Raw genomic sequence first — 24,832 nt, forward strand, 5'->3', positions numbered from 1 at the left:
TATGTGCACTGAAAATTATGAGCTGGCTCAGCAAGAGGCAGTCCTGTTTGCCAAACAACATCTCGCCCTGGCTGCACAGAATATTGAACGTCAGCAGTTTATTGTGCCAGACATTATTTCTTGCGTGGCGCAGGCCGGGTACTTAGGTGCGTCAATCCCCCAAAAATATGGCGGACGAGGTTACGATTCTTATCAACTGTGCGCTTTGCATGAAGTGATGGCTGGGGTTCACGGTTCGTTAGAAAATCTCATAACAGTGACTGGCATGGTCAGCACGCTGCTGCAACGCGTGGGCAGCGCAGCGCAAAAAGCCCATTATTTGCCAAAGCTGGCAACGGGGGAATTGATCGGCGCGATTGCCCTCACAGAGCCGAATATCGGCAGTGACTTAGTGAACGTGGAAACAGAATTACAGCAGGATGGCGACGGTTGGCGGCTGAACGGGAAAAAGAAATGGATCACGCTAGGGCAGATTGCTGATTTTTTTATTGTTTTAATCCACTGTGGTAATCAATTAGCGACAGTGCTTATCGATCGCAATACCGACGGCTTTACTATCACTCCACTCAACGACATGTTGGGGTTACGCGGCAATATGTTGGCAGAGCTGCATTTTAATGACTGCCGCCTGAAGGAGGATGCATTGCTCGGTCCGCTCACCCCTGGGGTACCGCTGGCGGTGAATTTTGCGCTCAATGAAGGGCGGTTCACCACCGCTTGTGGCAGCCTAGGATTATGTCGGGCCGCTGTGGATGTGGCAGCGCGCTACATCCGCCAGCGTAAACAGTTCAAGCGGCGGTTATTTTCTCATGGCATTGTTCAGCACTTGTTTGCCACAATGCTGACCCAAACGCGCAGTGCGCAACTAATGTGCTTCAGCGCGGCGGAATACCGCGAAACGCTGCACCCGGCCATGATAAACCAAATCCTGATGGCGAAGTATGTCGCTTCCAAAGCTGCGGTGGACGTGGCCGGGAAGGCGGTGCAACTGCTCGGTGCGAATGGTTGCCATGCCGATTATGCCGTCGAACGTTACTACCGCGACGCCAAAATCATGGAAATCATCGAAGGGACATCGCAAATTCATGAAATCCAAATTGCGATGAATTACATGATGGGGAGTGAAGCATGACGAAGGATGTCGCACTGATGTTCCCTGGCTCCGGTTCGCAATATGTAGGCATGGCACGGTGGCTGTATGAGCGTTATCCGCAGGTGCGTACTCTGTTTGATGAAGCTAGCCAGATCACGGAACGGGACATGGCAGCGCTGTGCCTGTCGGGTACTTTGGTACAACTTGCTGAGCCGACGGCAATGGCGCTGGCTATCTATACCACCAGCGTGGCCCACTTTGTCGCGTGGCAGCAGTTTTTGGCGCAAACCGGTGTCCATGTCAACCTACGTTATATGTTGGGTCATAGTTTGGGCGAATATGCTGCGCTGACCTGTAGTGGTGCGCTGAGCTTTTCCCAAGCACTGGCGCTGGTGGCGATGCGTAGCCGTTTAGCCAGTGAGATCGCCCGCGAAATGGACGCGAGTACCACTATCATCAAGCAAGGGAATCAGGCACTGGTGGCAGCGGCGTGCGAGGTGGCGGAGCGTGAAACCCGACAGCAGGTCGGTATTGCCTGCTTCAATTCGCCGCAACAGTTTATGTTATCCGGACAAAACTCGGCCATTATCGCCGCCGAGCAATACCTGCTGGATCATGATCGCCAAGTCGAAGTAGTGCCGCTGATTGGTGGTGTTCCTTACCACAGCCCACTATTGAAACCTTGCGGACAGCAATTGCGCAAGGCGCTGGATCGCTGCGAATGGCGACGTCCGTGCTGCCCAGTGATCTCCAATGTCAACGCTCAACCCTATCCCGATACGGTCACGCCAGTCCAGTGGCTAGAACAACAGCTCTCTCAGCCAGTGCAGTGGCAGCGCTCTCTCACCTACCTGACAGGACACTTGTCACCGATCGCGATAGAGATCGGTCCGCAAAGTGTGCTGAAAAACCTGCTGCTGGAGAATCGCTATCCAGCACCAGTTTACGCATTTGACAATCGTCATGATCGTGCGCAACTAGCATTGGTGCTGGGGGATAACATGGCGGTGAAGACCGATCCGGAAGCCGTGCGCCGCCAACGCATCACGCTGCTCACTAACGCCCTGACAGCCACACGCCATCACCGCGCCGCCGATGTGGCTGCCAGTGCGCAATTGAAAGAATTGCTCAGTCGTTTTTTTGAGCGCATCCAGCAGATTGAGCAGCGCGGCACATCCAGCGAAGAGGACATTGCTTTTTTGCATGAGCTTCTTGAACAGGGATTTCAACTCAAAGGCAGTAGTCAGGCAGAAATCGACGCCTGCCACGCGCGGTTGGCTTCCGACAACGGCGGACAGGCGTAACCCGTCACGCCATTTTACGTACTTATCTCGCTTTGAAGGCCAGAGTTATGGAACAGCAAGGGATTATGAGACAGTTGCCTACCGACGACCAAACGATAGTCGACTATTTGTATCGTATCGCCGGAGAATATGGGGAAAAAGCCGCTGTATTGATGGGGGACGCGGCGCTGAGCTATCACGATCTTAATGCACGCTCTAACCAACTGGCGCATTATCTGCGTGGGCTGGGGATCGGCGAGGATCGTGTGGTAGCTATCCGCCTGCCGCGCGGCATGGCAATGCTGATTGCCATTTTCGCTATTGTAAAAGCTGGTGGTGCCTATTTACCGCTGGCGTACAATGCACCGCGCAGCCGCATTGAAAATATACTGAGCAACAGCGGCGCTGTTTGTCTGATCGGTACTGACGATGGTGATCGCTGGCCGATTCCTCGCGTCGAAATCGACAGCGCGGCGGTCAGTGCCATGCCAACGACGGATCTGCGTTACCGACCACATGCGCGGCAACTGGCGTATATTATTTACACCTCCGGTTCCACCGGTGTCCCTAAAGGGGTGGCGACGGAACATGCAGCGCTGCTAAACCGAATTGTCTGGATGCAGAACGCTTATCCTATCAGTTCTCAGGACGTGCTGTTTCAGAAGACGGTGTACACCTTTGACGTCTCTGTCTGGGAGATGTTCTGGTGGGCGATGTACGGCGCATCTGTAGTGCTGTTACCGTCCGGACTGGAGAGCGATCCGCGAACCTTGGCTCGACTGATTCAGCGTCACCGCGTGTCGGTTGTGCACTTTGTCCCTTCGATGCTGAACCTGTTTGTCGAGTATCTGGAGATGAAACAGGATCCTCGTTTGACCGCCTCATTGCGATTAGTGTTTTCCAGCGGTGAGAAACTCACGGTCCACAGTGTGGCTCGCTTTTATCAATCGGTGGCGCAGGGTGATCTTATAAATCTCTATGGCCCGACCGAAGCAGCAATCGATGTCAGTCATCACCGCTGCCTGCGCGGGTACGACTACGACGATATCCCTATCGGTCAAGCGATTGACGGTTGCCGACTCTATGTGCTGGATGACCATGGTAATCCGGTAGCAGACGGCGAAGAGGGCGAACTGTATCTCGCTGGTATCGGGCTGGCACGTGGCTATCTCAACAACGTGGCGTTAACTGATCGCTGTTTTACTATACATCCAACTTTGCGCCATTTAGGGAAACCGGAGCGGCTGTATAAAACTGGAGATCTGGTGTGGCGCGACGGGGAAAGCCAACAAATTCATTACATTGGCCGTAATGATTTTCAGATTAAAATTAGAGGGTTGCGCGTTGAATTGGGAGAAATCGAAGCCCATGCGATGCGTTTCCCGGGGGTACAGCAGGCAGTCGTGGTGGCGGATCAGGATGATCCCGACAATCAGTTGATTTACGCTTTTGTCGTCAGTAGCGTGCCGCTCAATTTGGCGGCCTTAATGGACGCACTGTCCAAAAACTTGCCTGCCTACATGCTGCCGAACCGTTTGTTGGCAATGTCAGAGTTACCACTCTCCGACAATGGCAAGTGCTGTCGTAAAACGTTGCTCGACTTGGCGCGGGCGTACTCAGCCAGTCGCGTCGATTTACGTGAAACTCCCGCCGTGCGCTACCTACCGTTGTCATCGGCTCAATCGTCGATGTGGTTTATGCAACAATTGGCGCCGCATACTGCACTATACAATAACCCCACCGCCTTGCTGCTTGAAGGAGAACTGGATCGCACGCGGATGGACGGCGCGATTCGTCAATTGATGAGTCGGCATACTCTGTTACGTGCTATGGCGGAAACCCACAATGGACAACCAGTATTGGCGGTGCCTCAGTGCGTATCGTCGCAGGCGTTGCTGACCATAGTGCCACTCCCCTCGGTGAGTGATGATAACGCGCTACAGGCGATGATCAACCAGCGTGCGGCACACCCCATGCCCTTAACGTCAGGCACACCGCTGTGCCGGTTTGAACTGTTGACGATCGATGACGATCGTAGCGTATTGTTGATTCATCTGCACCACATCATCAGTGATGGCTGGTCGAAAGGCGTTTTGTTACGCGAATTGCAGGCCGCATATAACGGTGAATCGCTGACGCCAGAACCGTTGTTGGAGTATGCCGACTACATGGAGTACCAAGAAGAGTGGCGTCAGAGTGACGCCTATCAGGACGCGATGCGTTACTGGCAAAATACCCTGGCGGGGACGTTGCCGATTCTTGATATCCCCACCGATCAACCGCGTCAGAAGGTGGCACGTTACCAAGGCGCGTTTGTTGCCTTCGCATTGTCTGCCAACACATGCGAGCGAGTGTTGGCGGCGGCGCGTGCGCAGCGCGTGTCGTTGTATAACTATCTGCTGACCGCCTTCGTCCTCCTGCTGCATCGTAATGCGCGTCAACAGGAATACATCGTCGGTATGCCGATTGCTGCGCGGCTGACGAAAGAACAGGAGCATATGATCGCGCCGCTGGTCAACGTACTACCGCTGCGCTTACCTCTTGACGAAGCGGCATCGTTTTCCGAGTTAGTACAGACGATCAGAGGTATTCTGTTTGCCGCTTTCAGGCACCAGCGTCTCGAATTTACCGACATAGTGCGCGCAGTGAATGTGGATCGCAGCGCCGGACATTTCCCAATATATCAGTGCATGTTCCAACTCGACAATATGCCTCTGGCGAGCCCGACACTAAACGGTGTCAACGTTACACCATTATTGTTGGATACCAGTGCATCTCAGGTGGATATTTCGCTAAGTATGCAGCATATCGATGGGCGCATCACCGGCACTTTCGAATACGACGCTGGGTTATACAGTGCGGATCGTATTCAGCACCTGGTGGCGCAGTGGAGAGAACTGCTAGATGAGGCCAGCAGCCAACCCACGCAGTTAGTCCGCGATTTGATTCGTTTCACCCCTCGAGAGCACGCTTGGCTGGCGCGGCACAACGCCACTGAAGTTGCTCTGCCGCCCGTAGATAACCTGCTGGCGCTAGTGTTACCGCACTGCCAGCAGCGCCCTACACAGGTGGCTTTGCGCCACGCTGACGACGCCATGACCTATGGCGAATTGCAACAGGCCACGATGCAGATGTGTACTTGGCTGCGTGCGCAAGGCGTAAAACGCGGAGAATCTGTCGCACTGCAACTGCCTTTTTGTTTCGAATTGATTATCGCACAATTGGCGATCCTCTCTTTGGGGGCGAGCTATGTGCCGCTGGATGGTAACGCGCCAGCGGCCCGCAATGCCCTGATCTTGGCGCAGGCAACGCCGTGCATGCTGCTGGTGGCGCAACCGCTGGAATCCCCTCATGGGCTGACGATACCTTGGGTGCTAGTGCCTGACTGGCGTAGCCTGCTGACAGAAATACCGAACCTGCCAGTTAGTGTTGCGCCAGATGCTTTAGATTGCGATGCGGTGGTGATCTTTACCTCCGGTACTACCGGGCAGCCCAAAGGCGTCCGACTCAGCCAACGTAATCTGGTCAACTTAACCGCATCCTTTATATCCAGCTATCAAGTGACGCATCAGGATGTTCTGCTACCCATTACCTCAGTCGCGTCTGCTAGCTTTGTCGGGGAGGTACTGCCGCTGCTCGCCGCTGGCGGTACCTTAGTATTGGCGCAAAAAGCGCAGAGTTTGGATAGTGATGCGCTCATTGCGCTGCTGGCATCTCAGCGGGTGACTATCCTGAGCACCACCCCATCGCTTTCTGCCAGCCTCTCTGTGCTGGCTCAGTCGATGGGATCGCTGCGCTTGTTTCTGTGCGGTGGTGAAGCGTTAGAGTATGAGCAGATAGCGCCGCTTCTGCCGCACATGGCAGTGGTTAACGGTTATGGCCTGACCGAAAGCGGTATCTGCTCGACCTACTTTCCTGTCGCAAAGCGTAGGGAGCAAGAAACGGGAGCATTGCCCATTGGCCGCCCGATTCAGAACACCCAAGCTTATGTGGTGGATGCATATAATCGTTTGGTACCGCCAGGTGCCTGTGGAGAACTCTGTTTCTCTGGTCTGGGCATTTCGCCCGGCTACCTTGATGCACGACAGGATCCCGAGCGCTTTGTCGAGTTGCCGGAATACCCTGGCGTTCGGGTGCTGAAAACTGGCGATCGTGCTCGTTGGGCAACCGACGGGATGTTGTTCTATCTCGGCAGACAAGATCGCCAAGTGCAGATCCGTGGATACCGAGTTGAACTGGGCGACATCGAAAGCCTACTGAAACAGCATCCGGATATTGCTGATGCGTGGGTCGATGTGCGACGCAATGCGGCGGCAACGCCGCTACTAGTGGCCTTCTATTGCAGCGTCAACGGCGTTGCGCTGGATGCTCAGCAATTGCGCGTATGGCTCAGCCTGCGGCTTCCGTTGCATATGCTGCCGTTGCTCTACGTGCCGCTGAGCGCCATGCCGCTAGGTGTAAACGGCAAAATCGATCCCCAGTGCCTGCCGCTGGTCGATCTGCGGCAGTTGGAAGGGCCGGGCGAGTATGTCCCTCCGGCAACCGAACTGGAACAGCGTCTGGCGGAGATCTGGCAGCAGTTGCTTGGCCTGGAGCGTGTCGGCACCACCACAAATTTCTTCGATCTCGGTGGACACTCACTTCTGCTAGTACAGATGCAGCAATACATCGGGCAGCAGTGCGGTCAGCACGTGGCGTTGGTTGACCTGCTGCGCTTCACTACCATCAAACGCTTGGCGGAATTTCTGCTGGCCCCGGACGCAGCGCAAGGGACCACAGGAGATCAGACACAACTGCGTGCGGCGAAGCAGCGTTTGGCCTTTGGTCACACGCGCTGGGCAGCCACAACCGACAGTCATCACTGATTCCACTGAATGAAACGCGTGATAAACCTGAATATAGGGGGAAAGCAACATGGCAGAGAATGATTTTGGTATAGCTATCATTGGGATGGCGGGGCGTTTCCCTCAAGCCGATACGGTACAGGCGTTTTGGGAAAATCTTCTGGCAAGCCGAGAGTGCATTTCCTTTTACAGCGATGAGGAACTGCTGGCGATGGGAATCAGTCCTGAATTTGTTCAGCACCCAGATTACGTCAAGGCCAAAGGGGAGGTAGCTGACATCGATAAATTTGATGCTGCTTTCTTCGGTATCGCACCCCGAGAGGCGGAGCTGATGGATCCTCAGCACCGTGTCCTGTTGGAAACCGCGTGGGCAGCCTTCGAAGATGCGGGCTATGTGGCTGCCGATTATCCGGGGGATGTGGGTATTTTTGCTGGCAAAAGCATGGATTCCTATTTGATGCTGAACTTGATGCCGCACTTTAAACGCGTTTTCTCTTCTGGCAGTTTGCAGGCGGCCATTGGTAACGACAAAGACAGTATCACTACTACCATCGCCTATCACCTCAACCTGCGCGGCCCGGCGATCACGGTGCAGACTTCCTCATCGACATCCTTGGTGGCGGTGTGCGTGGCATGCCAAAGTCTGTTGACTTGGCAGTGTGACATGGCGATTGCTGGCGGAGTAACGCTGGGGCCACCAGCAAAAACCGGCTACTTGTCGCAGGAAGGTGGGATCACCGCCGCCGATGGCCACTGTCGGGCGTTTTCCGATAACAGCAGCGGATTTGTGCCCGGCACCGGCGCGGGGCTGGTGGTGTTAAAGCGTGTTGATGAAGCGCTGCGTGATGGCGATAACATCTATGCGGTCATCAAAGGATTTGCCGTCAACAACGACGGTTCGGAGAAGATCAGTTATACCGCGCCGAGCGTGGATGCCCAAGCGCGCGCCATTGCTCAGGCACAGCGGTTGGCAGGTTTGACACCGCAGGATATCACTTATGTGGAAGCCCACGGTACCGGTACGCGTTTGGGCGATCCGGTTGAGTTTTCTGCGCTAAGCCAAGCCTTTGCGGGCGCGTCACAAAAGCAGTACTGTGCGCTGGGGTCGGTAAAAACCAATATCGGCCATTTGGATACGGCAGCGGGCGTCGCAGGGTTGATAAAAACCGCGCTGGCAGTGCAGCAGGGAATAATTCCCGCAACATTGCACTTTGAACGGCCCAATGCACAGATCGATCTGACCAATAGTCCGTTTTACATCAACACTACCTGTCAACCGTGGCAACCGGAAAGCGGCATCCGTCGCGCGGGCGTCACCTCGCTTGGCATGGGCGGCACCAATGCCCATGTTGTGCTGGAACAAGCGCCAGCCGTTGACTTGCAAGCGCGAGCGCCTGTACCTGCCTACAGTATTTTGCCGTTTTCTGCCAAGACCGACAGTGCCTTATCCTCGGGGCTGGCGCGTTTTGCCGATTTTCTGCAACATGAATCGCTGCCGGATAGGCGGGATCTGGCGTGGACACTCTCACAGGGACGTAAAGCCTTCGCACATCGCGCCGCGCTCGTAACCAGAGATCTACATGCTGCCGGGACGCTGTTGCAGCAGGCCGCGACAGCGCCGTTTGCTCGTGGTGTAGCGCAGACACAGCTCGGGCTGGGGCTGTTGTTTTCCGGGCAGGGTAGCCAATATCAGCGCATGGGCCATCAGCTCTATCAGGTTTGGCCGGCCTACGCCGATGCCTTCGACCGTTGCGCGACGTTACTCGAGCGTGAATACCAACTGGATATCCGCCATGAGTTGTTCAGAGCAGAAGTCTCGTTAGCCCAAGGCGAACGCCTTGCGCAAACCTGCCTCACACAACCGCTGCTGTTCAGCGTCGAGTATGCCTTAGCCCAATTGTGGCTCAGTTGGGGAATCACGCCAACGGTAATGATTGGTCATTCGCTGGGCGAATGGGTGGCAGCGACGTTGGCAGGCGTGTTCTCTTTAGAGGATGCGTTGCGCTTGGTGGCGCGTCGAGCAGAGCTGATGCATCAGGCACCAAGCGGTGCCATGTTGATGGTGGCGCTGCCCGAAGCACAGATTCGCGCACTGATTACCGCCCCGCTGGCGATTGCCGCTGTTAACGCCCCTGACTATTCGGTTATCGCCGGGCCTACGTCGGAGATCCTCGCCGTCAGCCAGCGTCTGACGGAGCAGAACATCATCAACAAACGATTGCATACCTCTCATGCCTTCCACTCTAGCATGATGCAAGATGCGGCGCAGGCGCTACGTCAGGCATTTGAGAATGTACGACTGAACCCGCCGACGCTCACCATCATCTCTACCGTAACCGGCGCGCACGTCAGTGCCGACACTCTCACCACACCGGACTACTGGATTGAACAGATGCTGATGCCTGTGCAGTTCTCCGCTGCACTGCAAGAGGCGCAAGCTACATTTGATGTCGATTTTCTGGAAATCGGGCCAGGTGCCACCCTGACCCAACTGACCAACGGTCATGCATTAGGTGATCGTCTCGCGTTCAGCTCGCTGCCAGCAGGTGCCCGCAGCAGCGATGAGCACAAACATATCTTAGATACCGTGGCAGCGCTTTGGGTGCGAGGGCATAACATCGATTTGTCTGCGTTTGCAGGTGAGCAACCGCGCCGTGTCTCTCTACCGACCTACGCCTTTGACAAAATCCGTTACTGGGTCGACAGTCCAGAAGAACAGAGGAGCGCCGTAACGCCGGTGGCGGACGCGGGAAGTGTCATCCCTAGCGAACCGTCGGTGCGCCGTCAGCCGCGTCCGGCGTTTTCGGTGCCTTACGCGGCTCCAGAGAGCAAAACGCAGCGCGGCTTAGTGGCGATTTGTGAAGCATTGCTGGGAATTGACGGCTTGGGCATTGACGACAACTTCTTCGAAGCTGGCGGACATTCATTGATGCTGGGCATGTTGCTGGCGCAGGTACAGGAACGGTTCGCCGTCACTCTTTCCTTTTTCGACGTGATGGAGGATGCCAGCGTGCGCGCGTTAGCGCAGTTGGTCGAGCAGGAGCAGCAGGATGATGGAGGGTCCGCACTTGCCGTGCTAGTTAACGACATGATTAATGAGTGACGTTGGCAAAAGTATTTAACACAGCGAAAAGGAAAGGACGGTCATGACGATACATCATGCCGCATTGGCGCGAATGTTACCGGCGGAAAAAAAGGAAAAGCTATTACGACAGTTGGCGCAATCAGGCGTGTCGCCCAGCCGCATTCCCATCATCAAAGCGGATCCGGCGCAGGCAATCCCGCTGTCGTTTAATCAGGAGCGGTTGTGGTTTTTGCAAAAATACGACAGTACCGCCACTAACTACAACCTTTATGTGGTGTATCGTTTGCATGGCGTGGTGGATATGCCGATGCTCACGGAGGCATTGCGCCATGTGCAAGCACGCCACGCCATCTTGCGTACCCGTATCATAGTACGTAACGATCGGCCTTGCCAGGTGATAGATGATGCGTCTTCGTTAGTTCTCGATACGGTCACGCTGGCAGCGCAGGCCCCAACTTCAGCGCTAGATGCGGTAATTCAGCAGGTGATAAACACCCGGTTCGATCTGGCACGCGGTCCTCTGTGGGGGGTAACTCAGATTATTCAACCCGATCAAGGTTGTCATTTGGTGTTTTGCGCGCACCATATCATCATCGACGGTATCTCGTTACGGCTATTGTTCGATGAGTTACAGCAGCAGTATGCTCGATTGCATGCTGGTAATGAAACGTCGCTGCCTCCGCCGCCGCTGCAATATGCCGATTATGCCTTCTGGCAGCGCGAATGGTTCCAGGATACCTTGCTGGCGAACGAACTTGCCTACTGGCGTGCGCGTTTGCAAGACGCGCCTCTGCTGTCGACATTTCCATCGCTGCACCCGCGCCCGGCACAACCCTCTACACATGGTTCCCGGTTCAGCATCACCCTGGATGAAACATTAAGCCTCGCGTTGAAACACGTAGCCCGCACGCAGGAAACAACGCCGTTCGTGCTGATGCTGACTGCCTTCCAACTGGTGCTGATGCGTTACGCTCAGCAACAGCGATTGGTGATAGGCATGCCAGTATCGGGGCGCATTCGCCCGGAATTGCAGAGTAGCATTGGTTATTATGCCAGCACTGCGGTTATCTACACCGATTTTAATGGGGTTGAGGTAGGGCGCGAGGCGCTCCAGCGTGTGAAGGCCAGCGTGAAAGAGACGCAGGGGCGCCAGCAACTGCCGTTTGAAAACTTGGTGAATATGCTGGATCTCCCTCGCAGCCTTTCCCATTCACCGTTGTTCCAGATCCTCTATATCTACCATAACCACGTGACCCCACGCGCTTTTACCTTGGCTGGTGCGTATTGGGAGCAGGTGACGTATCACAATCAGACCGTCAAATACGACATGACAGTCGAGGTGTTCCAAAACGACGCCACGTTCGACGTCTCCTTTGAGTACGATTTGGGGTTATACGATGCTGATGTGGTGAAGCAGATTGCCGAGGCGCTGCGTCAGCACTGCTTATCGTTGACATCATCACTGGAGACCCCGATAGGGGCGATCCCTCTGCATGCACCGGAGACCGCAACGCCGCGGCGTGATCCGCTCAACGCCACTAACGTCCCGTGGCTCGGGCCGCAGGATGTGCTGCGTATCATTGAACAGCGCTGTGTGCAGCACCCAAAGCAACTGGCAATACAGCAGCATGACGGCACACTGACCTACGCTGAGCTCTGGGCGCGTGTGCAGTTCATCGCGATGCGTTTTCGAGCGCATGGCATACAACCGGGCGATCGTATTGGCGTGCTGTTGCCACGTCACAGGGATGTGATTGCAACCATGTTGGCGACGTGGTTTGTGGGGGCGTGCTACGTGCCGTTCGATATTCATCAGCCTGCCGCGCGTTTGCAACGCCTTATGCAACGCGCGCGTTTGGTCTGTCTGGTGGTCCGTCAGCCGGGAGAGTGGGGTGAAATTGTACAACTGTCGTTGCCGGAATTGATGCAGGACATGTCGAATGCGATCCGGTATTCTACACCTTGCGCGCTGTTGCCGGATATGCAGGCCTACCTGTTGTTTACCTCCGGCAGTACCGGTGAACCTAAAGGCGTGTGCGTTGTTCACCGCGGGTTGCTGAACTTGTTGTTGGATATGCAGCGTACCTTTGCGGTTGGCTCGCAAGACCGGCTGCTCTCGGTGACGACGCCAACATTTGATATCTCATTCTTGGAGTATCTGTTGCCGCTGATCTCCGGTGCGAGTCTCTATCTGACAGAGGCGGAACGCGCCGCAGACAGCTTCCGTATGATTCCGCTGATTGCCGACTATCGACCAACGCTGATGCAGGCGACGCCCTCGTTCTGGCACGGGCTGTTGATGGCGGGTTGGCGTGGCGACCCGGAACTATGTGTGCTGGCAGGCGGTGAAGCGCTGCCAACGAAAGTGGCGGAAGAACTGTTGCGCTGTTGTGGTTCATTGTGGAACCTCTACGGTCCCACCGAAACAACCATTTGGTCGCTGAAATCGCAGATAACCCAAGCGGAAAACATCACCCTCGGCGCTCCCATTGCCAATACCCGTATATACATTCTGGACAATGAGGGCCATCCAGTGCCGCAAGGCGTTGACGGCGAGCTTTACATCGCCGGGGATGGTGTGGCGCAAGGGTATGATGGGCAGCCTGAGTTGAACGCACAGTTCTTCTTGTCAGAACCAGGGGTCCCCGGTGGCAGGATGTTCCGCACTGGCGATCTGGTCAGGAGTGATGCGCAGGGGCAGTTGTTTTTTGTTGGGCGCAAAGATAGCCAGATCAAACTGCGCGGTTATCGTATTGAGTTAGGCGAAATTGAACGGACGTTGGCACGGCATCCGCATGTGGACGCCGCGGTGGTGGCCTGTATTGAAAGAGCACCGTTACACAAAGCACTGGCAGCATTCATCATCACCAGTGAGCCTCCCTCGCTATTCGAGCAACTGAAAAACGAGCTTCGGCAGCAACTGCCAGACTATATGGTGCCAACGCTGTGGCAGAGGGTGGCCGACTTCCCGAACACTGACAACGGTAAAATCGATCGTAAGCGGTTAGCGGAAAATTTCGTTGCCGATAGCTCCCTTGTGTCGCCGCAGACGCAAGCGCTGAGCGACACGGAACAGATGTTGCTGGCGCTGTGGATGCGCTATTTGCCGATAAAAAACGTCGATCCTGAGTGCGATTTCTTTCGCTTGGGGGGACATTCGCTGTTGGCGGTAACGTTGGTAGCAGAGATCAACCGCACTTTTCACTGCGCCTTGACCCTGAAGGACATTTTCCACTACTCCACACTACGGGCACTGAGTGCGCGTATTGCACAGCAATCTATCACGGACGCTGCCGCGTCTCAGGATGACTGGGTGATAGTGCACGACCCTGAGCATCGTCATCAACCGTTCCCATTGACGGATGTTCAGCGCGCCTACTGGCTTGGACGACAGACGGGTGCTACCTCGATCGCGACCCACATCTACCATGAATTTGACGTAGAACACTTTAATGTTACGCATTTTACCCATGCGGTGAATGCGCTGATCGCTCGCCATGAAATGCTACGTGCGCGGGTACTCCCCGACGGTACTCAGCAGATTCTGGCGCAAGTGCCGGCGTATCAGTTAGAGCAGCGCGATCTGAGTGCTTTGTCCCCTAACGCACGAAACGATGCCTTGATGGCGATCCGCGATCGGCTGTCGCATCATGTGCATCCCGCAGATCGTTGGCCGCTGTTTGATTTCAGTTATTCGGCTTGCACGGCGCAACATGGCCGCTTGCATTTCAGTCTCGATCTGCTGATTGCCGATGCTCTGAGTATGCGCACGCTACAGCAGGAGTTGATGATGCTGTACCGTGAGCCCCATGTGTCACTGCCGTTGCTACCGTTCTCTTTTCGTGACTACGTGCAGGCGCTGTTGGTAGAGCAGGCGAGTGAAGCCTATGCACGCGATCAGGCCTATTGGCAACGGGCGCTGCCGCAGCTGTATGGCCCACCAACGCTGCCCGTACAGGGCGATTTGGCGCAACTGTCTGCGATCAGGTTCGTACGTCGCCGTCATCGGCTGTCAGCCCACAACTGGGGAGTGCTGAGCGCGCTGGCCCAACGCACACGTATCACCAAGACGGCATTGTTGTTGACAGTCTTTAGCCAAGTGCTGGCACGTTGGAGCCTTAGCCCGACGTTTACGCTCAATCTGACGTTGTTCAACCGCCCGCAGGGTTACCCCAACGCAGAGGCAGTTATTGGTGATTTTACCGCTGTCAGCTTGCTGAATGTTTGTTACGACAGCCAGCACTCTTATGCCCACAACGCTCAGCGTATTCAGGTGCAACTGTGGGAAGATCTCGAACATCGTCGTTTCAGTGGGATCCGCGCCAGCGAGGCGCTGATCCATAGCGGTCGTTTCCATGCGCCGATGCCGGTGGTATTCACTAGTATGTTGGATATCGACGGGGAGACGACTGCGCAAGACCCTCGGGACACAACCCGTTTTACTCTGTGTCCGGACGCCAATATTACCCAAACACCGCAGGTGTGGCTCGATCACCAGGTGATCGAGTTGGCTGGGGAGTTGCATTTCAACTGGGACGCGGTCGAGCAACTGTTTGATACCACGCTGCTGGATCAGATGTTTGGTGCTTATTGTCATGCGCTGCAGGCGCTGGTTGCCATGCCGCAAAGTTGGTGGGGGGTAAATAGTTCTCTGGCGCTGCCCACCGTTAGTGCACCGGTCACGCAGGCCCCTGCACCTACGGCCTTGTTGCACCATGGGTTACTGCGTCAGGCAGCACTGACGCCACAGGAAACTGCGCTGATCAGTCCTATCCGTGAATTGACCTATCGCCAACTGTCGACGGCGGCGGATCATGTGGCCCGCGCCCTGTTAGCGCTGGGCGTGCAGCATGGCGACCGCGTGGCGGTGGTGATGGAAAAAGGCTGGCAGCAGATTGCCGCCGTACACGGCATTTTACGACTGGGTGCGGTCTATCTGCCAGTGGATCCGGTGCTACCGCCACAGCGTCGCCAGCTTTTGCTGACGGTGGGCGAGGTGCGGGTACAAGTAACGCAGCCGGGTCTCACGCAATTGGAGCCGTCGCTGCCCGTGCTGATCATCGACGACGGAATGCTGGACACGCCTGCTGCGCCGTTGCCTGAAGTGGCTGGGGATGTCACGGATCTGGCCTATATCATTTTCACTTCCGGCTCCACCGGTACCCCGAAAGGAGTGATGATCGACCACCGTGCGGCCATGAACACGCTGGAAGACATCAACGAACGCTTTGGCCTCAATGCGCAGGATAGGGTGTTCGGGCTGTCATCATTGAGCTTTGACCTGTCGGTTTACGATGCCTTTGCGCCTTTTATGGTGGGTGCAGCGCTGGTACTGCCGGAAGCAGGACGGGAAAAAGATCCGCGTCATTGGCAGACAGTTATGGTACACGGTCATGTAAGCGTCTGGAATGCAGTGCCCGCACTGATGCAGATGCTGTGCGAATACCACAGCGGCGATCGGATGAGTTATCCGACGTTGCGTCTGGCACTGTTGAGCGGCGACTGGATCCCGCTAACGTTACCGGAGCAGATGCGCGAGCGGCTCAATGAAACGATGGACATCATCAGTCTGGGTGGAGCGACCGAGTGCGCCATCTGGTCGGTCTACTACCCGATAGGTGAGGTGGAATCGACGTGGACCAGTATTCCCTACGGTCGGGGTCTGCGCAACCAGCCAGTATACGTGCTAAATGCGCAACTGGAGGAATGTCCGGTCGGGGTGGAAGGAGAGATTTGCATTGGCGGGATGGGGCTGGCACAAGGCTACCTGAACGATGCAGAGAAAACGGCGGCGAGCTTTGTCTGGCGCGAAGCGAGTGGTGAGCGAATTTACCGCACTGGGGATCGCGGGCGCTACTTTGCTGACGGGCAAGTCGCCTTTTTGGGGCGCAACGATACCCAAGTGAAGGTGAATGGTTACCGTATCGAACTGGGGGAAGTCAAAAGCCACCTTGAACAGCTCGACAGCGTAGGGAGTGCCGCCGTGGTGTGCCACCAGGGACAGCTGTATGCCTTTATCACTGCCGCAGAAAACCTGCATCCTGACGATACTGACGCCCTGTTAGCGCGTGTTCGTGCTCAGTTAGCCGTGCAGTTGCCGTATTACCTGCTGCCCCAACATTTCTTTCTTCTCAAGGTGCTGCCGATGACAGGCAACGGCAAAATTGATCAGGCGGCAATGGTTCAAGAGGTTATCCAACGTATGTCGCAATCTACATCACAGAAGTCGAGGGCCCTCGCGCACGCCTCGCCCTATGAACAGCAGGTGGCCGCTCTCTGGTGCGAGGTACTACAACGAGAACAGATCGGACTGAATGACAACTTTTTTGAAGCGGGGGGCGGCTCAATCCAGATCGTGCTGTTGCATCGCCGTATTGAGGAGATTTTTAAGGTTACGGTACCTATTGCTGAGCTATTTCGCTTAACCACCGTGAAAAGAATTGCCGGTTATTTGCAGGCTATGCAGGACAATGCACGGGCGGTGAATCAAACACAGCAGCGTGATGCTTCCCGATCCCGCGCCCAGCAACGACTTGTACGTCGTCACCAGCGTCAGCGTTAAGGAAAAACTAATGACTTACAGTGAAAGCGATATTGCCATTGTTGGCATGAACTGCCGGTACCCCGGCGTGCACAGCGTTGCGGCATTCGAAACGGTGCTTCGCACCGGATGCAACATTTTGGACCCCAAAGTGACCCCGAGCAACGGCCACAATCACATTACGCTGAACAACGTCTATGAGCACATGGCGGAGTTCGATGCCAACTTTTTTGGCTACAGCCGTGCAGAAGCAGAAATCATGGATCCACAGCAGCGCGTATTTCTGACCTGTGCTTGGGAGATGTTTGAACAAAGCGGTTACAACCCGAAGCAGCACGATGCGCGCGTCGGCCTATATGCGGGCGTGAGTACCAGCTTCTATTTGCTTACTCACCTGATGAACAACCCAGACAAGCTTGCACAACTCGGTGGTCTCCAAATCATGGTCGGCAATGACAAAGATCATTTGACGTCCCAACTGGCTTACCGCCTGAATATTACCGGCCCTTGCGTGACGGTTCAGGCCAGTTGTGCCACCTCGCTGGTGGCAGTGCATCTGGCCTGCGAAGGGCTGCTGAGCGGTCAGTGCGATATGGCGCTAGCGGGTGGCGTCACGTTTCGCATGGAGGAGCAGCGCAGCTATGAATCGCACGGTGATGGGCTGCAAGCAGAGGATGGCCTGATTCATACTTTTGATGCGCAGGCGAGCGGTACGGTCTACAGCAGTGGTTTGGGCATGGTGCTGCTCAAACGGGCTACAGACGCGCAGGTGCAAGGGGATAACATCCTTGCCGTCATCAAGGGAAGCGCCATCAACAATGATGGCGGTGCGCGCAGTGGTTATACCGTGCCGGGTGTTGATGGTCAGGAAGCTGTGATGATTGAGGCGCATAGCTTGGCGGAGGTGACGCCGCAGCAAATTCAGTATCTAGAACTGCATGGCAGCGGCACGCCGTTGGGTGACGCTATCGAATTCGCGGCCATCAAACGTGTGTTTGGGACGCCAGCGCCGAATGCGACACCGTGGCGTCTGGGGGCTGTGAAACCTAACGTGGGTCACGTAGAAATGGCATCTGGCATCACCAGTCTCATAAAAACGGTGCTGAGTCTTACTAACCGGGTGTTTTACCCTACGCTGAATTTTCAACGGGCTAATCCGCAACTGGGGTTGGAGGACAGCCCGTTTGAAGTGGTGTCCCGTTTAACGCCTTGGCCGGAGGGCACCACGCCACGCACCGCTGGTGTGAGTGCGTTCGGATTGGGCGGCACCAACGCACATCTGGTGGTACAAGCGCCGTTATCGACGCCGCAGGCGAGGGCGCAGCAGATGGGGCCTTGTGTCGTTGTACTCTCGGCAAAAAACCACAATGCCCTGGAACAGATGCAAAACGCCCTGCTGGCGAAACTGGCCGCACATCCAGAGATACGCTTACAGGACGTGGCTTACACCCTGCGTCACGGGCGTTTCTCCGCCCCGGTACGTAAGTGTGTCATCGCAGAGAATTGCACCCAGCTAGCCCGACAACTCCGCGACGCACCGATGGTGGAGGCAACCACGGGTTGCACGATCTACTGGAGATTGGGGCACCGTTTCGTTGTTGCACTCGAGACGCTTAGTGACTGGCTGGCGTGCTCTGAGGTGTTGTCACAGGCGGTGGGACAACTGCTCGAGCATTTTCCGCTCGAACCAGCCTGTCTGCAAGATCTCTCCCCTGCGCAACGGACGTTTATCAGCCAGTATGCGCTGATCGCGTTGATTGACGAACGGGAAACGTTGAATGTGGTGCTATGCGGCGACGGTGATGGTGGCTATGCTGCCGCCGTACTACGAGGAGACTGCACACTAGAGCAAGCATGGCACAGGTTGAATGCGGGCCAACCGTTTGATGATGTGCCGACGAATCCCCTCTTGCAGCCCGATGTCTGCTCTTTGATGCTGGACGACGCGGCGAGTGATGCCAATCGCACCGCGCTAGAGGCGTTAGGGCAGTTATGGTTGGCTGGCGTCAGCCTAGATTGGCGCTGGGTGGATGCGGCGGAGCGTATGTTGGGCAGTCAACGCATCGCCCTGCCGGGGACCGTTTTTACACCGCAGCGCTATTGGGTCGAGGCCGTACGGCCTGCCACGTTCTCCCACGAATCGTCGAATAATCTCTTATCCCGCGCAACAAAATCCGATATTATTGCAGTGGTGACGGAGATATGGGAACGCACGCTTGGTGTCAGCATTGATGATCACCACGCCAGCTTCTTCGAACTGGGTGGGCATTCGCTGTTAGCGTCAACCATTTTATATGATATTCAGCAACGTTACGGCATCACCTGTACGCTAAGCGCATTCTTTGCCGATCCCACCATCGAGGGATTAAGTTGCTATCTGCTCGAACAAGGCGGCAGTGAGACAGCGGTTTCAGCATTGCCTGATACGGTCTTTGCCCCTGACCAGCAGCACCTACCTTTTCCGCTGACTGACGTGCAACAGGCCTATTGGGTTGGGCGGCGAAAATCCTTGGGATTGGGCAATATTTCCACCCATATCTATGTGGAATATGAACTACAGGGGCTAGATGAAACAGCGTTCAACCGCGCGCTCAATGCGGTGATTGCGCGGCACAGCATGTTGCGTGCAATTGTCAACGATGACGGTATGCAGCAGATATTGCCAAACGTGCCGGAATACCACGTTGCCTTCTATACCACCCAGTGCGAGGATGCGTTTCAACAGCGTTGCCGTGAGCTGCGTGACACCCTCTCACATCAGATGATTGATTGTAGTCGCTGGCCTCTGTTTCAGATGGAGGTCGTGGTTGATCCGCAGCAAAAAGCCCGGCTACATGTATCTATCGACCTGCTGATAGCCGATGCATGGAGTCTGGAGTTGTTCATTCGGGAACTAGCTTATCACTACCGCCATCCGCAGGCGGCATTGCCTACATTGACGTACAGTTTCCGCGACTATGTGCTGACCTTAAAATCCTACGAGAAAACGCCGCAGTTTGAACGGGCACGTGACTACTGGCGCGCCCGCATCGAAACTCTGCCGCCGGGGCCACGATTGCCGCTGCGTACCGACCCCACGAAGCTGGAAAACCCCACATTCGTGCGCCGTAGCTATTGTCTATCTCGTGCTATCTGGCAGCGCTTGAAAACGCAGGCGGGTCAGATGAGTATCACGCCTACTACACTGCTGCTCACGGGGTTTGCTCAGGTGTTGGCGCGCTTTAGTTCCTCGCCGCACTTTAGCCTTAACCTGACGCTGTTTAATCGTCTGCCGTTGCACGCAGATATCAATCACTTAATTGGCGATTTTACTGCACTGACGTTGCTGGAGATTGATATGTCGCAGGGAGAAACCTTGCAGGCGCGGGCAAACGTGATCCACTCTCAACTGTGGCGCGATTTGGATAACCGCTTGTTTGGCGGTATCCAGGTCTCTCGACTGCTGGTACAAACTCACCGCGATCCGGCGAAATCGGTGATTCCTATCGTGTTCACCAGCTTGCTCAATCAATATGAGGCGAGCTGGGAAACGGATGATACGCTGTTCAACCAACCGCAGGATGATCTGTACAGTATTTCACAGACACCGCAGGTGTGGCTCGATCATCAGGTAATGGAGCGTAACGGGGAATTGCACTTTAATTGGGACGTGGTGGAACAATTGTTTGAACCGGCGCTAATGGATCAGATGTTCCAGTGTTATTGCCAACTCCTGCACGCCCTAGCCCAGCGACCACAGCTCTGGCATGAGACTCAAGATGTGCTGGCGCTGCCCACCGTTAGTGCACCGGTCACGCAGGCTCCTGCACCTACGGCCTTGTTGCACCATGGGTTACTGCGTCAGGCAGCACTGACGCCACAGGAAACTGCGCTGATCAGTCCTATCCGTGAATTGACCTATCGCCAACTGTCGACGGCGGCGGATCATGTGGCCCGCGCCCTGTTAGCGCTGGGCGTGCAGCATGGCGACCGCGTGGCGGTGGTGATGGAAAAAGGCTGGCAGCAGATTGCCGCCGTACACGGCATTTTACGACTGGGTGCGGTCTATCTGCCAGTGGATCCGGTGCTACCGCCACAGCGTCGCCAGCTTTTGCTGACGGTGGGCGAGGTGCGGGTACAAGTAACGCAGCCGGGTCTCACGCAATTGGAGCCGTCGCTGCCCGTGCTGATCATCGACGACGGAATGCTGGACACGCCTGCTGCGCCGTTGCCTGAAGTGGCTGGGGATGTCACGGATCTGGCCTATATCATTTTCACTTCCGGCTCCACCGGTACCCCGAAAGGAGTGATGATCGACCACCGTGCGGCCATGAACACGCTGGAAGACATCAACGAACGCTTTGGCCTCAATGCGCAGGATAGGGTGTTCGGGCTGTCATCATTGAGCTTTGACCTGTCGGTTTACGATGCCTTTGCGCCTTTTATGGTGGGTGCAGCGCTGGTACTGCCGGAAGCAGGACGGGAAAAAGATCCGCGTCATTGGCAGACAGTTATGGTACACGGTCATGTAAGCGTCTGGAATGCAGTGCCCGCACTGATGCAGATGCTGTGCGAATACCACAGCGGCGATCGGATGAGTTATCCGACGTTGCGTCTGGCACTGTTGAGCGGCGACTGGATCCCGCTAACGTTACCGGAGCAGATGCGCGAGCGGCTCAATGAAACGATGGACATCATCAGTCTGGGTGGAGCGACCGAGTGCGCCATCTGGTCGGTCTACTACCCGATAGGTGAGGTGGAATCGACGTGGACCAGTATTCCCTACGGTCGGGGCCTGCGCAACCAGCCAGTATACGTGCTAAATGCGCAACTGGAGGAATGTCCGGTCGGGGTGGAAGGAGAGATTTGCATTGGCGGGATGGGGCTGGCACAAGGCTACCTGAACGACGCAGAGAAAACGGCGGCGAGCTTTGTCTGGCGCGAAGCGAGTGGTGAGCGAATTTACCGCACTGGGGATCGCGGGCGCTACTTTGCTGACGGGCAAGTCGCCTTTTTGGGGCGCAACGATACCCAAGTGAAGGTGAATGGTTACCGTATCGAACTGGGGGAAATCGAGCGCTGCATTGCGCGACATCCCGATGTGGAGCAGTCAGTGGTGGTGGCAGTGGGTAATTCTCAACATCGTCGGCTGGTCGCTTTTGCCAAACTGCACGATCGCCACCAGGCGCAGGCATTGCAAGCTAAGGAAGCGGAGGCGGCGGCACTGGCGCAGGGTATTATTGTGAATCCGGCACAGCGTCTAGCGTTCAAACTCAAGGAGCCACATATTCGCGCGCTGGATGGTCTGGGCATTGCACTGACGGCACCGGCGGATAGCACACGTTACATCAAACGCCGCAGCTATCGTCATTTCAGCGCGCAAAAAACCACGCTGGCACAGTTGGGGCAATTGCTGTCGGGCTTGGGGCAGATGCGTCTACCCGGTCTACCTTTTGCCAAGTATGCCTATGCGTCCGCCGGGGGGCTATACCCGGTGCAAACCTACGTGTACCTGCATCCAGACAAGATCGAAGAGGGAGTATCCGGTATTTACTACTTCGACCCGCGACAGAGCTGTCTTATGCCGGTAGCACCAGAAGTCGAGCTGAACAGTGGTTTTCATGCCGGACCTAATCAGTCTATTGCCGATCGGGCGGCATTCACGCTGTTTATGGTGGCTGATATGGCGGTGATCTCGCCATTCTATGGGCAAGAGGCAGCTTGGCACTTCTCGGTGATGGAAGCAGGTACTCTCTGCCATTTACTGGAAGAAGATGCGCCGCGCTACGGATTGGGGCTGTGCCAACTTGGGATGGCAGACTTTTCCGCTGTGGCATCGCATTTTCAATTGTCGCCACATCATCGCTATGTCCATTGCACCGTGGGGGGCGTGATAGGGCAAGAGGCGGCAAGTGCTGCAGCATTGCTGCGCGATTTCTCCACCTATGAGAAACCGAAGGAAACCGCTGCGCCGCTGGACATGCAGAGCTACAAAGATGCCATGCTGCGCGGCCTGCGTCAGCAACTGCCTGACTATATGGTGCCGAGTGATCTGATGTTAGCGACCGATTTTCCGTTAACCGCTAACGGCAAGCTAGATCGGCAACAATTACAGCTGCAGGGCGAACAAATTGCCCACCAGCGTGACGGCGTGGGTCCAATCCAGGTGGACAGTGCGTTACAACAGCGGCTGGTGGCGCTCTGGCAGGAGGTACTCGGCGTGAGCCACGTGTCGGCCGAAGACGATTTCTTCTCGCTGGGGGGCAGTTCTATAGAATTGGTGCGTATTCAGCAGGCACTTGAGGCGATTATCGGGCAGGAGATTCCCATTGTCGATCTGTTCCGTCTGCCAACCATCGCGGATGTGGCGCGTTACCTTGATGAGCAACTGCACAATCTACCCGCCGCCCACGATATCGTATTAGCGCAGGCTGAGGTTTCGCAGGTCAGCGCTGCGCGCGAGAATCTGGCGTTGCGGCGTAAACGTGCCCAACAGGGAGAAAAGGGCGATGAGTGAGCAGAGCTATCGTAGCGCAGGGACACTGTTGGCACAGTTGGCGTCCGGAGAAACCACCTCAGTGGCGTTGGTGAATCACTATTTTTCACGTATGGCGCAGTTTAACAAGCCGTTGAATGCGGTGGTGCAGCAGCACTATGCGTTGGCGTTGGAGGCCGCCGCGCGCGCCGATCGTGAGCGACTGGAGGGGCGCGCAAGGGGCGTGTTGCACGGATTACCTTGTACTGTTAAGGAGTCGTTTGACGTGCAAGGGTGGTTAACCACGTCCGGTGCCCATTATCTGAAAGATAACCGGGCGACGCAGGATGCTCCTTCCATCGCACGCTTACGCGCTGCCGGGGCGATCCTGATGGGAAAAACCAATGTGCCGATGATGACTGCCGATTGGCAAACCTATAACGATCTGTATGGCACCACCCATAACCTGTGGGATAGGCAACGTTCACCCGGCGGATCGTCCGGAGGAGCGGCGGTGGCGGTGGCGGCGGATTTCACCCCCGTGGAATTTGGCAGCGATTTGTTTGGCTCACTGCGCATTCCCGCACACTACACAGGTGTCTATGCCCATCGTTGTAGCTTGGGGTTGATGTCGGTCAGAGGACATGTGCCCGGTGGTGGTCCGCAAGCGACTGATGAGCCGGATCTCTCGACGGCGGGCCCCATGGCGCGCAGCGCGGCGGATCTGCGTCTGATGATGCGCGCATTGAGCACATTCTGGGTGGAACCGCCGCGTATTCCCGATTTTAGCCGTTATCAGGCCAAAGCAAACTACCGCGTGTGCACGTGGTTTAGTGCGCCCCACCATGAGATAGATCAACAGATCGCACAGCGTTTTCAATCGTTTATCGACAAGTTACGCGCACAGCCTGGCGTGGAGGTTGATGATGCTATGCCCGCCGATATCGATCCCGACGCACTGTTTGATATAGCAGTCAAACTCAGTGGTCGGCTGGTAAGTACGGCGCTCAATGGACGCCAGCGTCTTACAGCCGGGCTGGCTGCGCTGGGCTTCAGGCTTGTGGGCAAGCTGGCGGATGTGCCTGAGGGGATAACGAGCTATTACCAGGGCATGCTGAAAGACAGTGGCGAACAGCGGAATACAGACAAACTCCGCCACGAATACAGCCGGGTGATAGAAACCCTTTTCGCGCGTTATGACGTGTTGTTGACACCTGTCAGCCCGGTGCTGGCGTTTGCGCACATGCAGCAGCCGGTGCGTAAGCGCAAGCTTATCGTCAATGGCGAACCGCAAGATTACAACGAACATTTGTTCTGGAACATGTTAGCAACGGTTTTTGGTTTGCCTGCCACCGTTTACCCATTGGCGAAAACGATGGATGAGCTTCCGTGCGGCATACAGATCATTTCCGGGCATTTTCACGATGATGTGACGATTAACTTTGCTGAGTTCTGCGAAAGCATCAGTGGCGGATTCACGGTACCGGAAGGGTACTAGAGGCGGATATCGGTGACAGCGCCAATAAAGGTGC

Annotated in this window: 7 protein-coding genes; all 7 read left to right on the forward strand. The window is 55.9% G+C overall.

The annotated features are described in order from the left end of the window. Window position 1 precedes the first annotated feature (1 nt). The 7 genes from clbF to clbL are packed head-to-tail and all read left to right on the forward strand — an operon-like array spanning window position 2 to window position 24,798. On the forward strand, window positions 2-1,132 hold the full coding sequence (clbF, locus tag LPQ25_RS08685; protein WP_000337350.1) for a colibactin biosynthesis dehydrogenase ClbF: 1,131 nt from the start codon (window positions 2-4) through the stop codon (window positions 1,130-1,132). After that, window positions 1,129-2,397 carry a colibactin biosynthesis acyltransferase ClbG gene (gene clbG / locus LPQ25_RS08690; RefSeq protein ID WP_000159201.1) on the forward strand — a complete coding sequence of 423 codons (1,269 nt, stop codon included), beginning with the start codon at window positions 1,129-1,131 and terminating at the stop codon, window positions 2,395-2,397. The genes clbF and clbG overlap by 4 nt, the downstream gene beginning before the upstream one ends. 47 nt (window positions 2,398-2,444) lie before the next feature. After that, entirely contained in the window at window positions 2,445-7,241 is a 4,797-nt protein-coding gene (clbH, locus tag LPQ25_RS08695) for a colibactin non-ribosomal peptide synthetase ClbH (RefSeq protein ID WP_014907257.1), read from the forward strand. Window positions 7,242-7,290: 49 nt separating this feature from the next. Then, complete coding sequence (gene clbI / locus LPQ25_RS08700; protein ID WP_000829570.1) at window positions 7,291-10,323, forward strand: colibactin polyketide synthase ClbI; 3,033 nt, start codon at window positions 7,291-7,293, stop codon at window positions 10,321-10,323. Between the two features lie 43 nt (window positions 10,324-10,366). Then, window positions 10,367-16,867, forward strand: coding sequence for a colibactin non-ribosomal peptide synthetase ClbJ (gene clbJ / locus LPQ25_RS08705; RefSeq protein ID WP_012131830.1), 6,501 nt, complete (start codon window positions 10,367-10,369; stop codon window positions 16,865-16,867). Window positions 16,868-16,877: 10 nt separating this feature from the next. Continuing rightward, complete coding sequence (clbK, locus tag LPQ25_RS08710) at window positions 16,878-23,342, forward strand: colibactin hybrid non-ribosomal peptide synthetase/type I polyketide synthase ClbK (protein WP_014907259.1); 6,465 nt, start codon at window positions 16,878-16,880, stop codon at window positions 23,340-23,342. Then, complete coding sequence (gene clbL, locus LPQ25_RS08715) at window positions 23,335-24,798, forward strand: colibactin biosynthesis amidase ClbL (RefSeq protein WP_001297937.1); 1,464 nt, start codon at window positions 23,335-23,337, stop codon at window positions 24,796-24,798. The genes clbK and clbL overlap by 8 nt, the downstream gene beginning before the upstream one ends. The last annotated feature ends 34 nt before the right edge of the window (window positions 24,799-24,832 follow it).

Origin of the sequence: Klebsiella sp. KPN54798, from assembly GCF_021184225.1 — a bacterium.
Taxonomy (GTDB): Bacteria; Pseudomonadota; Gammaproteobacteria; order Enterobacterales; family Enterobacteriaceae; genus Klebsiella; species Klebsiella pneumoniae.

What these genes read in the sequence shown, in the direction of transcription:
- clbF (WP_000337350.1), top strand. Translation starts at nt 2, where the DNA reads ATGTGCACTGAAAATTATGAGCTGGCTCAGCAAGAGGCAGTCCTGTTT.
- clbG (WP_000159201.1), top strand. Translation starts at nt 1,129, where the DNA reads ATGACGAAGGATGTCGCACTGATGTTCCCTGGCTCCGGTTCGCAATAT.
- clbH (WP_014907257.1), top strand. Translation starts at nt 2,445, where the DNA reads ATGGAACAGCAAGGGATTATGAGACAGTTGCCTACCGACGACCAAACG.
- clbI (WP_000829570.1), top strand. Translation starts at nt 7,291, where the DNA reads ATGGCAGAGAATGATTTTGGTATAGCTATCATTGGGATGGCGGGGCGT.
- clbJ (WP_012131830.1), top strand. Translation starts at nt 10,367, where the DNA reads ATGACGATACATCATGCCGCATTGGCGCGAATGTTACCGGCGGAAAAA.
- clbK (WP_014907259.1), top strand. Translation starts at nt 16,878, where the DNA reads ATGACTTACAGTGAAAGCGATATTGCCATTGTTGGCATGAACTGCCGG.
- clbL (WP_001297937.1), top strand. Translation starts at nt 23,335, where the DNA reads ATGAGTGAGCAGAGCTATCGTAGCGCAGGGACACTGTTGGCACAGTTG.